We start from the raw sequence: 13,760 nt of genomic DNA on the forward strand, positions 1-13,760 counted from the left end.
AAAGGATGCGCAAGAAGAATTCATTTCTTTTTGTGTGATTTTCTTTATCGCTCATGTCTTTTTTATTGATATTTTGTGTAAACGATATCAGGATGTAAAGGAATTGGAGTGTACAGTAGATGAAAAATGCTTTTGGTGTCCTGCAGAAAATCGGCCGGGCGCTTATGCTGCCTGTCGCAATACTACCTGCTGCCGGTATCTTGCTGGCATTGGGGGATGCATTACAGAACCCGGATCTGATGGGGAATATCGGCTTTTTGAACAGTGCTTGGGTGCAGCTCATTGCTTCTGTCATGCAAAGTGCCGGCTATATCGTATTTGATAACTTGCCGTTACTATTTGCGGTAGGTGTTGCCATTGGACTAGCGAATGGAGATGGTGTGGCAGGTATTGCAGCCATCATCGGTTATCTGATCATGAACGCGACGATGAGTGCGGTGCTCATCGCTAATGGCAGCATCCCGGAAGATGCTGTTGAACAAGCAGAATTCTTTGCAGGGAATAATCCAGCTTACACGACGATGCTCGGAATCCCGACACTCGCCACAGGAGTATTCGGCGGGATCATTGTCGGTGTGCTGGCAGCCATTATGTTCAATAGATTCTATAAAATTGAGTTGCCGCAGTATCTGGGATTCTTCGCTGGAAAGCGTTTTGTTCCAATTGTGACATCTCTTGCTGCATTGGCGCTTGGTCTGTTGATGCTTGTTGTCTGGCCGCCAATCCAACATGCATTGAATAGCTTCTCGAGCGGCTTGTTATCATCCAATATGACGCTGACGGCTTTCATTTTCGGTGTCATTGAGCGGGCGTTGATTCCTTTCGGCCTGCATCACATTTTTTATTCACCATTCTGGTATGAATTCTTCAGCTACACGAATGCGGCGGGAGAACTGATCCGCGGTGATCAGCGTATTTTCATGGCGCAAATCAGAGACGGGGCAGAGCTGACAGCAGGTACATTCATGACTGGCAGATATCCGTTCATGATGTTCGGTTTGCCGGCGGCAGCCTTGGCTATTTATCACGAAGCAAGCCCTGAAAGAAAGAAAGTTGTTGCTGGGTTGATGGGTTCAGCGGCACTGACTTCCTTCTTGACAGGAATCACAGAACCGCTTGATTTCTCTTTCTTGTTCGTTGCGCCATTGTTATACGCTGTACACTGTGTATTTGCTGGACTTTCCTATATGACGATGTACATGCTGGATATTAAAGTCGGAATGACATTCTCCGGTGGATTCATTGATTTCTTCTTGTACGGAATCCTGCCAAACCGGACGGATTGGTGGCTGGTTATTCCAGTAGGATTAGCTTTTGCGGTAATCTATTATTTCGTATTCCGATTCGCAATTCGTAAATTCAATCTCATGACGCCAGGTCGTGAAAGAGAAGTGAAAGAAGAAACAAATACAAGAAACTCTCGGGCTGGAGGATTGGCGTATCACGTGCTGGAAGCGATGGGTAATAAAGAAAATATCAAATACTTGGACGCATGTTTAACACGTCTTCGAGTCACAGTGAATGATAAGAACAAAGTTGATAAAACTGAACTGAAGAAATTAGGGGCAGCGGGTGTGCTGGAAGTCGGGAACAACATGCAAGCCATATTTGGGCCGAAATCGGAAGGGCTGAAAGAGCAGATACAGGATATCATAATGGGCAAGACATCAAGCCCGAAAATTGAAGCTGCACCTGTAGCGGAAGTCGTTTTACAGGTCGAGGATATACAATCCAACCTGCTTCAAAATGACCCATTCGTCATACCGATGTCTGGAACACTGCGTTATTTGGAGGATGTACCGGATCTAGTCTTCTCTGAAAAACTAATGGGAGATGGCTTTGCGATCGAACCTGTCAATGGAACTGTTGTTTCTCCGATTAACGGAAAAGTCATCAACATATTTCCTACAAAGCACGCCATTGGTTTAGAGGCAGACAATGGTCGTGAGGTGCTGATTCATATTGGATTGGAAACGGTGAATTTGAAGGGGGAAGGATTCGAGGTTTTTGTGAAAGAGGGAGACAGAGTCGTAGCGGGTCAGAAACTAGTGGAAGCTGACCTTGCAAATATAGAACCACACGTCCCGTCTTTGCTGACCCCGGTTGTGTTTACGAATCTGGTACCTGCTGAGAAAGTCGTCTTCCAAGCAGGAAAGAAAGTAAAAGCGAACCAGAAAAACAGAGTTAAAATCGAAATGTTTTAGAAAAGACAGCTATAGCGATAATGCTATAGCTGTTTTCATTCGTTCAAATATGTCTTTTCCAGATAGTCCTCTTTATTTCCGTATACCTTGACGATATGAGATTCACCCCAGCTGCACAAGGAATCCAGTATCTCTTGCAAACTCCAGCCATACTCGCTCAGTTCGTATTCGACACGCGGCGGAAGCTCATGGTATTGAATCCTGTTAATGATCCCGTCTGCTTCCAATTCGCGAAGCTGCTGCGTGAGCATTTTCTGGGAGATATTCGGCATAAGCCGCTTCAATTCGCTTGTCCGTTTCTTTCCGTGTGTCAGATGGCAGAGAATGACGGTTTTCCACTTCCCGCCTATTACCTCAAGTGTTGCTTCTACACTAATATTATATTTCTTTTGCATTTTCTTCTCTCCTTATAGGTACTAAAAGGTGCCTATAGCACAAAAAAGTACGTACTATTCAATATGAATCCTATACGACATAATAACATTACTCCGGCTGATGCGGGAGATAAAAGAAATGGAAAGGAAATGTAATATGAAAGGAAAACAATCTTTTGCCTTGATCGCTTTGGCTATTACGGCTTTTGCGATCGGCACAACAGAATTCATCAGTGTGGGTCTGTTGCCGCTGATTGCGGATGACTTTCACTCATCAGTGCAGGCGGCTGGACTTACAGTGTCCCTATATGCCATCGGGGTTGTTGTCGGTGCTCCGATCCTGACACCGATGCTTTCCCGTATACCGAAAAAGAAGCAGCTTCTTTTGGTTATGCTTGTCTTTTTGATAGGTAATAGTATAGCCGCTGCTGCTCCTAATATGTCTATTCTGCTGGTTGCTCGTTTCATCTCGGCGCTTGCGCATGGCGTATTCATGTCGATCGGCTCTACAATCGCTGCGAGTTTGGTTCCGCCAAATAAGCGGGCAGGAGCAATCAGTATCATGTTCACTGGACTTACTGTTGCCACGATTACCGGTGTACCGTTCGGGACATTCATCGGTCAGCAGCTAGATTGGCGAATTGCTTTTCTATTTATTGTCGTTATTGGACTTCTTGCTGGTTTGGCTAATCTGGCATTGCTGCCAAATACGCTGCCTAAAGGCGTAAAAGTAAGACTTAAAGATCAAACTAGTCTCTTGCGGTCAGTCCCTATCGTTCTGGTTCTTCTTATTACGGCACTTGGCTATGGCGGCACATTCGTCGTCTTTACGTATTTATCACCACTTTTGCAGCAGATAAGCGGATTTCAGCCAGGGACAGTGACGTTGCTTTTGCTCTTGTATGGTATTGCAGTAGCAATCGGCAATATTACTGGCGGTAAGCTGGCTAATAAAAAGCCGGTTCATGCTTTATTTTATATGTTTGCCATACAGGCAATTATACTAGCTGCCTTATACATCACATTACCTGTCAAAGGACTTGGTTTGCTGTTCATACTGCTTATGGGATTGTTCGCCTTTATGAACGTTCCCGGTTTACAGTCGTATATCGTTGTGCTTGCCGAACGGCTTGTACCGCAGGCGGTTGATGTAGCCTCTGCTTGGAATATTGCAGCTTTCAATGCTGGAATTGCCCTCGGGTCCTATTTGGGCGGAGTTGTTACAGAGCAGCTCGGTCTGCTTCATACAAGCTGGGTAGCAGCCATTATGGTTGCAGCAGCAGTTGGTTTAACAGCTATTTCGAGAAAACTAGAAAACAAAGGAGTAATATCTCATGAAATCAGTAAAGCTCAATAACGGCAATTCTATGCCGATGCTAGGTTACGGTGTCTTCCGTGTAGAGGATGGAGAGGAACTAGCTGAAAAAGTCTATTTTGCTATCGAACAAGGATATCGCAGTATCGATACAGCTGCTATTTATGGAAATGAGGCAAGTGTCGGCCAAGGAATTAACCGGGCCATCCAAGCAGGGTTAGTGAAAAGAGAAGATTTGTTTGTCACCTCTAAAGTATGGAATGCAGGCCTGACATTGGAACAAACAAAAGCAGCTTATGGAGAGAGTTTGGAAAAAATGCAGCTTGATTATCTTGATCTTTATTTAATCCACTGGCCAGGGAAAGATAAGTTTTTAGAGCCATATCGAGCACTGGAAGAACTATATGAAGAGAAGAAAGTGAAAGCGATTGGTGTGAGCAACTTCCAAGTTCATCATTTGGAAGAATTACTAAAAACCGCTTCTGTGGTGCCGGCAATCAATCAAGTAGAATTCCACCCGCGCTTGATTCAAGCAAAACTGCGTGCATACGCGAAGGGAAATGGAATCCATTTGGAAGCATGGTCACCTCTTATGAACGGAGAACTGCTGGCGCAGCCATTGCTGCAGGAGCTATCTAGCAAATACGGGAAATCCCCGGCCCAGATTGTGCTTCGCTGGGATATTCAGCATGGTGTCATCACGATACCAAAATCAATGACAGACAAACGTATCATCGAAAACAAGGAAGTTTTCGATTTTGAAATTCAACCAGAAGATATGGAGCGCTTAGATCAATTGGATGATGGTACCCGCAGTGGCCCGCATCCGGACGAGTTCGATTTTTAAGATGAAGAAAGGCAGCTGTCTGCAGAAGACAGCTGCCTTTTTCATTTATATTGCTTAAACCATTTTATCCACCTGGATTTGCTTGCTTGCAGCAGGGATTCGGTGGTTCTGTCATGCTTTTGCTTCTGATATTCGATAAAGCTGGCAGAGCCAATCAGCAGAATGCCAGCTCCAATCAGATATAACCACCATGGTGCGCTTCCCCAAAGGGTACGGGTGTTGAAGAATAAGTTAAACACAACAGTGATCGTCCCCGTCAGGAAATACGCACGATATTTCCGTAAGAAACCAATGACAGCGGCCAGTAAAGAAAGGCTGCCAAGAGATAAGGCATCATAAATTGTCATTGAAGACAGCCCATCAAGCACGAGGATGCCGAACCCAAATGTTAGCAAAACTAACTCGATATGCGGTGTTACATCGGGATCATAGAAAAACAGTCGCAAGATGATAAGAACTAGTAATGCAATCGGTACGACATATAGCTCTGTTGTTAAATATGGACTGATGTCTGCGACTTGCAGGACGAGTATATAAGGGTACAAACAAGATACGATGGCAGCAAGCCGTACATAACGTCTTTCAGCTGCTGGTGCTGTGTATATACTGATTGCATATAAAAGTACCGGTACTGATAAACCAAATAGCGTATCAGCAAGGCCTGATTCATAGGCTGCAACACCTGCCAGACTGCCGACGATAGTATAAACGATAGCACCGATCCGATATATATCCACTCTATTCGAAACAGAACTCTTGCCCGCTTCGGCAACGAAAGATTGGTAATTGCTGAAGCTGGTAAGTGCTAATCCTGCTGCGCCGGCAAGCAGTAAGTAAGCTAAACGGATTTCCTGACCGATGCTTCCATAGAGAAGCGAAATGGCAAGAAGTAACAGCAATGTGCAGGCAGAAACGATGCTTAGCTGCCATTGATGCTGTTGATAGATTGCAATTACCCCGACAAAGAAAGCCAGCAGGATGATTTGCCAGGAGAATAGGCCAGTAAGCTCTGTTAATGCGAACAGCAGAATAACGTTATAGCCAGTCAGCAGGCTAATCCGCAATAAGGAACGCCAGCTAGGCAGCAGAGCATATGCCAAGGCAATGCAGCCTGTTGTCAATGCTGCAGCCAGTGTAAATTGATGACTCAGATTTGTGTACTGATCCAAATGAGTGATCGAGATAAGGAAGACAATTAAAATACTGGCATTTGCAAATATATACTTTTCTATCGTTCTCGTAACAATGTGGGCAGACAACACGAATTGAACGAGCGGAATAAGAAGCCAGACAGGCGGAACAAAATCCAACAACTGTGCAAGCAAAACCCATAGCGTGCCGAAAATAATCAAAGCATGACTGCACCAGAAGAAGTAGACCGAACCAATCGGAGCTTTCTTCTTCATGTATAGGCTAGCTGCAAAGAACAGCATTCCGCATAACAAGACATAAGCTGTTAATATATTCGAGTCCCGAATTTCGAATAGATCTTGCAGTGATACATATGTCACAATGATGGAGCTGAGCACTGCAAGCCATAATGGATGCCTCCGAAAGACTTGAAGAGCCATTGATTGAATACCGACATTGATAAGTGAAACAATCGTAACTGTGACTGCAGGTAAATTCCACGAAAAGATGGCAATCAGAACAGCGCAACTCTGCAGGATTTGACCGGTTAGGAAAAACGATAAAAATAACGGCCGGTATCGATATCTACGGCAAAGGAATGCAATTGCAATGGCTATCAAAGCAATCAAAGTTGCATGTCCTGAAATACCAATTTGTTCATGATAAAATTCATTTTCAGTATATAGACGGTAACCACCGAGTAATAATGCTGCGATCAAGCTAATCGGGGTAATGATCTTACTGATGAGCACAACTTCTGCGTTTTCTTTCTCGTAACAGAAGAAACCTGCTGCAGCCACTAATAGCAGCAGATAGCTATTGGCTTCATAATATCCATAGCTATGATTTACCAGGAATATAGGGATGACAAGCCCTACGTCTGCCCAGTTAATCGTAATTTGGAATGGCTCCAAGAATGTTATCTTTCTTGGCCAAATATAACTGTATGAAAGCCCGATGAAACATAACGTCGCCAACGCACTTGTACGGATCCAAATTGGAGCATCTACCATATAAAGCAGCCAGTAGACGACAAGCAGGAACAGTCCGACGCTAGGATAGCTGTAATAGACTTTGCGTGAGGAAGCGGTCCAGATCGTATACTGGATCAGTAAGAATAAAATCCCGATTAAGTACGCCCAATTAAAATCAAAATAATAGAGAAGACTTGTGAAAAGGATAAAAAGAAAGCCATTTATTGCATGGATAAAAGATTCATAGACCACTTGCAGCCAGCGAGGCAAATTCCATGTCAACATAACGAGAATGAAGCCTAAGCCTATGAATTGACCAAAGAACATATTGAAATAAGAGTTAATCTCCAAAAGCAGCAAGATGCTGCCAATCAAGGTGAAAGCGATAAATCCAAAATGATAAAGTTTACTGAAGTTCTTGGCTGCCAAAATCAATGCGTTAGCGCCAATCACCAGTAAAGTCAGATCATAGGTGATGGCACTGCTCATCAGTATGATTGTGATGATGGCTTCTGTTCCAAGTTTCATTTGCAGATAATTAGGCCAATATCGCTGCAGTGTCTTAAGTTTAAATGTATTGCGAATCGTTCGCTCGAACAAAAGCAGCAGGAAGTTGGCCAGCTGCAAGCAGAATAAAAATGCACTATACGTAGTCGTGACATATAGTAATGCTGAGATTAAGGTGGACGATAAGCCGACATATGTTACCCATATGAATGCTTTGGATCCTGTACGGGCTGCCACTGCATAGTACAAAGCTGTACAGCTTAATGCCGCAACAGTTCCTATCAATGCTGCACCGTCACCGCCGAAGGACAAATAGCTGCCAAACAGCTGATAGTAGGATGCTGAGAAGATGACTATCGGTACAAACAGCGCTGCGAGCATTAAGAATGCGAAGGCTGTTTGCGGAATCCTAACTTTATAGCTGAGATAACTCAATCCTGCGAAAAGGAAAGGTATCAGGCTGATTAATAGCACTTTTCCTAAAGATGAGAAGTTCCCCCAGTTTGAAGTGCCGAGATATAACCCGCCAAAGAAAAGCATGATGATCCCGAGGACAAGAATGATAGTCAGATTGCGCTCTCGGATTTGTTCAGGAGTCTTTTGTTTTTTCTGTTTCTGGTTGGCTGATGAATTCCAATAGACAGCAGTTTCTGGTGTAGTGTACATCTGTTCAGCCGCCGCAGCTGTCTGACGTGCGGGGGAAATCTCTGGATGTGTTTTTGTTTCAGTCTGTTTCGAAGCATCATAAGCTAGTTTGGTTCGATACCCTGTCATTGCGTTCGAGTACGTTTCGTTAGATATATAGCCTTGATCTAATAATTCCCGAAGTCTTTGTTCGAACAGATCTCCGGATTTATTGGGAGGCGTAGTATCCATTTTTTCACCTCACTATTATTTGGTTGTTATTTCCAAACTTTATTATATAGAAGTAAGACTTGTCTGAACAGCCGCCTCATTCCTTTCATTTCTGTTTTCTGTTATGATAGGCGGTAGAAAACGTGAACGAAGCTGTTCATATAGAAGGAGAATGAAAATGAAGGATTTTCTACAATTACAGAATAAGCACATCGTCATCATGGGTGTGGCGAATGATCGCAGTATCGGATGGGGCGTTGCGCAATCGTTATATGCCGCTGGTGCGAAGCTGATTTTTACATATCGCCAGGAGCGTTCCGCTAAAAAGTTGAACAAGCTGTTGGAAAAGAATGAAATGGAAGCAGCTGTTATCCAGTGTGACGTAAACGATGATGACAGCATCGCGTCTGCATTTGCAGAAATCAAAGACAAGTTCACAACTGTCCATGGTCTTGTACATTCCGTAGCTCATGCACATCAAGAAGATTTGAGAGGTGATTTCATCGACACTTCTCGTGACGGCTATGCATTCGCACAGGATACAAGTGCCTATTCATTAGTAGCTGTAGCAAAAGCAGTCCGTCCGTTAATGACAGAAGGCGGCTCCATCGTGACAATGAGCTACCTTGGTGCTGAACGTGTGCTGCAGGGCTACAACGTCATGGGTGTTGCAAAAGCAGCGCTGGAAGCAAGTGTACGCTACTTGGCGAATGATCTTGGTCCGGATAACATCCGTATTAACGCTATCTCTGCAGGTCCAATCCGTACATTGGCTGCAAAAGGCGTACCTTCTTTCAATGACATCCTTTCAAAAGTGGAACATACTGCACCGCTTCGCCGTAATGTTTCTGCTGAGGAAGTTGGCGATATGACTGTTGGTTTGCTCGGAGCTCTTTCCCGCGGTGTAACTGGTGAGATTGTTTACGTGGATGCTGGTTTCAATATCATCGGTATTGGTTAATTTGCGCTTTAACCCGTTCTAATAATGATTAGGACGGGTTTTTATGTTCAGCAAGGAATTTGTAATACGTGGAAGTGAAACGGGAATATCACACATCTGATTTCTATTGATTTATGGGAAAAGCTAAATCTTATGATTTGGCTTTTTTATTTTTTGGAAAAAAGTTCTTTTCAAATGGAAAGTGCTGGTGTATACTTTGGTGTATCAAGTGTACTACTATAACTAATACAGTTAATACAGAAGCTCGAATGAGGTGAATACATGTTTGAACTTGACTTGCGAAGCGGCAAGCCGATATATGAACAAATCGTTGATAAGTTCAAAGAACTGATTATCAATCAGGTGCTGGAAACGGACGAGAAGCTTCCCTCGGTACGGGAGCTCGCCCAGCAGCTGACGATCAATCCGAATACAATCCAAAAAGCATACCGTGAGCTTGAAAATCAAGAATTGATCTATTCCGTAAAGGGACGGGGGAGTTTCGTGAACGCGATTAGTTTACAGGTCGATCCACAAAAGGTGAAGCAAATGCAGGAGGAAATGAAAAAACTGCTTACCGAGGCACTGTATATCGGTATGACAGCAGATGAAATTCGAAATGTGGTGGAGCAGCAGCTGCGTAATGGGGGAGGAAGCGAAAAATGATCAAAGCAGTAGAACTAAGTAAAAAATTTGACCGGAAACAAGTGTTGGACCAAGTTGGTTTTCAGGTTAAGAAAGGGACGATTTACGGTCTACTTGGCTCGAACGGTGCAGGAAAGACAACCATAATGCGTATTCTTGCCGGTATACTGAAGCAAGACAAAGGGTGTGTCCTGGTAGACGGCAAAACTGTATTTGAAAATGTGGCGTTGAAACAGCGCATCATCTTCATGCCGGATATTCTTTATTTTCTCCCGCAATATACAGTGAAGCAGATGGGTCAATTTTATGCTGATATGTATGCGAATTGGGATCAGCAGCGATATGACCAGCTGATCAGCCAATTCAAACTGGAGAACAAGAAAGTCTCTACCTTTTCGAAAGGTATGCAGCGACAAGTGGCATTTTGTCTGGCATTGGCAGCAAAGCCGGATTTTCTAATCATGGACGAACCGCTTGATGGATTAGACGCTGTTGTGCGGCAGCGAATTAAAGGCTTACTTATCAATGACGTTGCGGAGAGAGAGATGACCGTCCTTATTTCTTCCCACAATCTGCGGGAAATGGAGAACCTCTGTGATGACGTTGGAATCGTACATAAAGGAAAAATGATTCTGGAGCGGAATCTGGATGATATGAAGACAGAGGTTCAAAAGGTTCAGTTCGCTTTGCGTAAAGGGCAGGATATGAGTTTCTTAGAAAAATTAAATATCCTTCACCAGGAAAAACGCGGGAGCATCCATCTGCTGATCGTCAAAGCAGACCATCAGGAGTTAGAAGGAATACTTGCAGCACAAAACCCAGTCGTACTGGATATGCTGCCGCTATCCTTGGAAGAAATCTTTATCTATGAAATGGGAGGTGCTGGCTATGCCATCGAAAACATCCTTGATTAAGAAGCAAATCATTTTGCATGATGTCCGACAGGTTGGTTGGTTAAGTGTATTATATTTTTTAGCTTTACTATTAATTCTGCCGATACAAATTATTATCCAGTATTCTGATCTGCCAAATAGAGAATATATGGAAAAAGGCGATCTTTTCCTATATATTCCGGATGTCCAGTGGCTTCTGTCCATTACAGCGCCAGTGCTTCTGGGGATATTATTATTGCGTTACTTGCATAAGAAACAAGTATCTGATTTCATCCACAGTATGCCTATTAAGAGGGCGTCATTGTATCATCACCATCTAGTTGTAGGACTGATATTATTATTCATTCCTATTATATTGAATGCTCTGATTCTGATTGGTTTACAGGCTTTCACTGGCATAGGGAATTATTTTAATGGGATGCATGTGTTATCTTGGCTGGGCATAATGCTATTTCTTAATACTTTTATGTTATTGGCCACGATTTTCACAGGCATGATAACAGGGATGTTCTCCATGCACTTTGTACTAACTTATATTTTAGTCTTGCTTCCAGCGGGTCTTGCTCTCCTGCTAATTGCGAATATGAGTATTTTATTCGTAGGTTACCCGATGGATTATTATGCAGATATGGCGATTTTTAAATTCTCACCAATCTCCTATTTCTTTGTTAACTTTGCTCCTGGTTCTGATTTTTCCTGGATTGTGATGTCAGCATATGCAGCAGCGGGTTTGCTATTATATCTGGCTGCATTCTGGTTATACGCTCACCGGCAAATGGAAGCTACTTCACAAGCAATTGTATTTCCTTTCTTGCGACCTGTTTTCCAATACGGCGTAACTTTCAGCTTTATGATGGCAGGCGGTTATTATTTCCATGTTGCGTCTTCGTCATTTGCTTGGGTTATATTTGGCTATGTTGCAGGATCGCTAATCGGGTTTATTATAGCTGAAGCGATATTGAATAAAACATGGAGAGTTTATAGTAACTACAAATCTTATCTGATATTCGCAGTTTCCTTAGCAGTTGTTCTTATTGCTGTGAATCTCGTTAAAGAGAATTATGAAAATAAGATTCCTTCCGCTGACAACATTGAAAGAGTTTATTTTGGAGATACCTATACTTACACAGAGGATCGGGAATATTTGCAACCGGGTATTAAACCGCTATATTTCACTGATAAGCAAGATATCGAGCTGGTTCGGGATTTACATGAGCAAGCAATAGATACTCCGAGAGTAGATGATTGGTATGAAGGAAATATGCGTTCCACGTTCGTCGTTTATGAGCTGAAAAACGGAAAGAAGATAGCTAGATCATATACGTATTCTCTTGATGACAATGCTGAACTGAAAAGTCTGCAACATGAGATTGAAGGATCAAAGGCGTATAAGTATGCAAATAACGCTGTCTTTAATATTGAGTCGGATGGGATTTATGCTGTGGATGTACAGTCAAATAACATTAAGCAAAGCAGCACCAGGATTTCCGATCCAGAATTGATACATGCGCTTATTGAAGCTATCAAGAAAGATATAGAGCTTAAAGATCCACAGGCGTATTCAGAGGAAGTGCTAACTTATTCAGTGGATCTAATGACTAATAAAGATCAAGATTACTATTATGCAAATTTTGATGACAGTGATAAAAATACGATTAAAGTATTACAGGATGCGGGGCTTTATGATGATCTAAAAGTATATTCCGAGGATATATCAAGTATTGATTTGGAGGACTCTGAACGGAATAATACGGTAACTGTAGAGGATGAAGATGTAATCAAGCAAATACTCGATCACATTACTTACTATAGCGAAGAAGAAGATTCTGCTTTTGTAACGTTCAACCTTAACAGGGGACAGAGTATGCAAGATGAGCTCTCTATCGAATACGATGACCTCCCCGAATCAATCAAAAACCAACTGGAGGAATAAAGCGTGGCTAGCGAGTGTGTATATGTGACGGAGTCGGTGTTTCAGCATATCTATTCGCTCTACCATCAGCGGGTATATCATGCAGCGCAGAAGGTACTGCGTGATCCGCAGCTGGCAGAGGACGCGGCGCAAGAGACGTTCATCAAAGCTTATCGTAATCTGGACAAGCTGGAGGATGTGTCGAAGGCAGGTGCATGGCTTGCAACAATTGCTTCACGTACAGCCATTGATATGCTTCGCAAAGAAGGTAAATGCAAGTTCATTAGTATAGAATTGGCCAGCTGGGAGCTTGAGCAGCATTATCTCGAGCATATCGTCATGGAAGAGGTCGAGCTGCGGGAGACGAAACGAGAACTCGAGCAGGATATTCGAAAGCTGAAGCCAAAACTCCAAGAAGTGCTGGCGCTGCGTTATGTGAATGATATGAAAGAAAGTGAAATTGCTGCTAACCTATCTTTAACTAAATCAACAGTGAAGACTCGATTGTACAGGGCAAAGCAACTAATAAAAGCAGAGCGGGCAAACCGCGATATGATAATGGTAAGAGAGACATGGTAAAGCCTGTCTCTCTTTTTTGGTGAACAATAACGGAGTAAAAATAAGAAAAAATCATTTAAATCCGAACAATATATTGATTTGGTTTATTAAAGTATGTATAATGACCTTACCGCATACATGACAGGTGGTTGTTGGCATGCTAGAGAATAGCAATGAAATCAAGAAGAAGCTGTCACATATGTACAATGATGTGTCGAAGGAATTGTTCGGTGTCGGAACGACATTATTGAAGGTTTCCATCGATCAAAACATCATCACCATCCAAGCCAAGCATCGGCGTTCACCGCGATCTGCAGCTTTGGAAGGCGAGGCTCCTAGCTTGAAGCAGGAGGTCGACTTCCGATTATCCATGCTGTACAAAAAACGCTTGGCAGAAAAACTTAATACCGAAACGGAATGGCACATTGAGTCTATACTACGAGATTACGACGCAGCCTCTCAACGTGCTTTTACCAATATTGTCTTAGGCAGTTAAGCCAACACCGGATTCATCTGGTGTGCGGTTAATGCCATAGAAAAGCTTGATTGGTCTGACCTTTGTTGATCGAAGAGAAGATGATCTAGTAGAATGCTCGCATTCTATT

General features: G+C 43.0%; 11 protein-coding genes. 9 read left to right on the plus strand and 2 right to left on the minus strand.

The features are described from left to right. Positions 1-119 precede the first annotated feature (119 nt). Positions 120-2,204: a glucose-specific PTS transporter subunit IIBC gene (gene ptsG / locus ABXS78_RS01420; protein ID WP_366248607.1), complete on the plus strand. Its 2,085-nt coding sequence runs from the start codon at positions 120-122 to the stop codon at positions 2,202-2,204. Between the two features lie 35 nt (positions 2,205-2,239). Here ptsG and ABXS78_RS01425 read toward each other — a convergent pair whose 3' ends face one another. Continuing rightward, positions 2,240-2,599 carry a helix-turn-helix domain-containing protein gene (locus ABXS78_RS01425; protein ID WP_366248608.1) on the minus strand — a complete coding sequence of 120 codons (360 nt, stop codon included), beginning with the start codon at positions 2,597-2,599 and terminating at the stop codon, positions 2,240-2,242. A 136-nt stretch (positions 2,600-2,735) separates the two neighbouring features. Between ABXS78_RS01425 and ABXS78_RS01430 the strand changes: the two genes are divergently transcribed. Both ABXS78_RS01430 and ABXS78_RS01435 read left to right on the plus strand, forming a co-directional pair. Beyond that, positions 2,736-3,935, plus strand: a complete 1,200-nt coding sequence (locus ABXS78_RS01430) for an MFS transporter (protein WP_366248609.1) — start codon at positions 2,736-2,738, stop codon at positions 3,933-3,935. Then, complete coding sequence (locus ABXS78_RS01435) at positions 3,913-4,740, plus strand: aldo/keto reductase (protein ID WP_366248610.1); 828 nt, start codon at positions 3,913-3,915, stop codon at positions 4,738-4,740. Before ABXS78_RS01430 ends, ABXS78_RS01435 begins: the two co-directional genes overlap by 23 nt. A gap of 41 nt (positions 4,741-4,781) precedes the next feature. Here the strand turns inward: ABXS78_RS01435 and ABXS78_RS01440 are convergent, their stop codons facing one another. Further along, entirely contained in the window at positions 4,782-8,228 is a 3,447-nt protein-coding gene (locus tag ABXS78_RS01440; protein WP_366248611.1) for a hypothetical protein, read from the minus strand. Positions 8,229-8,385: 157 nt separating this feature from the next. Between ABXS78_RS01440 and fabI the strand changes: the two genes are divergently transcribed. The 6 genes from fabI to ABXS78_RS01470 all read left to right on the plus strand — a co-directional run bounded on the left by fabI (position 8,386) and on the right by ABXS78_RS01470 (position 13,651). After that, complete coding sequence (fabI, locus tag ABXS78_RS01445) at positions 8,386-9,168, plus strand: enoyl-ACP reductase FabI (RefSeq protein WP_366248612.1); 783 nt, start codon at positions 8,386-8,388, stop codon at positions 9,166-9,168. 261 nt (positions 9,169-9,429) lie between these two features. Then, the gene (locus ABXS78_RS01450; RefSeq protein ID WP_366248613.1) at positions 9,430-9,813 is read left to right on the plus strand and encodes a GntR family transcriptional regulator; all 384 of its coding nucleotides are present in this window, start codon (positions 9,430-9,432) and stop codon (positions 9,811-9,813) included. Further along, positions 9,810-10,706 (plus strand): ABC transporter ATP-binding protein, encoded by an 897-nt coding sequence (locus ABXS78_RS01455; protein ID WP_366248614.1) that lies wholly within the window; start codon positions 9,810-9,812, stop codon positions 10,704-10,706. Before ABXS78_RS01450 ends, ABXS78_RS01455 begins: the two co-directional genes overlap by 4 nt. Continuing rightward, on the plus strand, positions 10,681-12,618 hold the full coding sequence (locus ABXS78_RS01460) for a hypothetical protein (RefSeq protein WP_366248615.1): 1,938 nt from the start codon (positions 10,681-10,683) through the stop codon (positions 12,616-12,618). The genes ABXS78_RS01455 and ABXS78_RS01460 overlap by 26 nt, the downstream gene beginning before the upstream one ends. 3 nt (positions 12,619-12,621) lie before the next feature. Beyond that, the gene (locus tag ABXS78_RS01465; protein WP_095223901.1) at positions 12,622-13,176 is read left to right on the plus strand and encodes an RNA polymerase sigma factor; all 555 of its coding nucleotides are present in this window, start codon (positions 12,622-12,624) and stop codon (positions 13,174-13,176) included. 136 nt (positions 13,177-13,312) lie between these two features. Then, positions 13,313-13,651: a Na-translocating system protein MpsC family protein gene (locus tag ABXS78_RS01470; RefSeq protein WP_095223902.1), complete on the plus strand. Its 339-nt coding sequence runs from the start codon at positions 13,313-13,315 to the stop codon at positions 13,649-13,651. The last annotated feature ends 109 nt before the right edge of the window (positions 13,652-13,760 follow it).

Source organism: Terribacillus aidingensis, from assembly GCF_040703035.1.
Classification (GTDB): Bacteria; Bacillota; Bacilli; order Bacillales; family Amphibacillaceae; genus Terribacillus.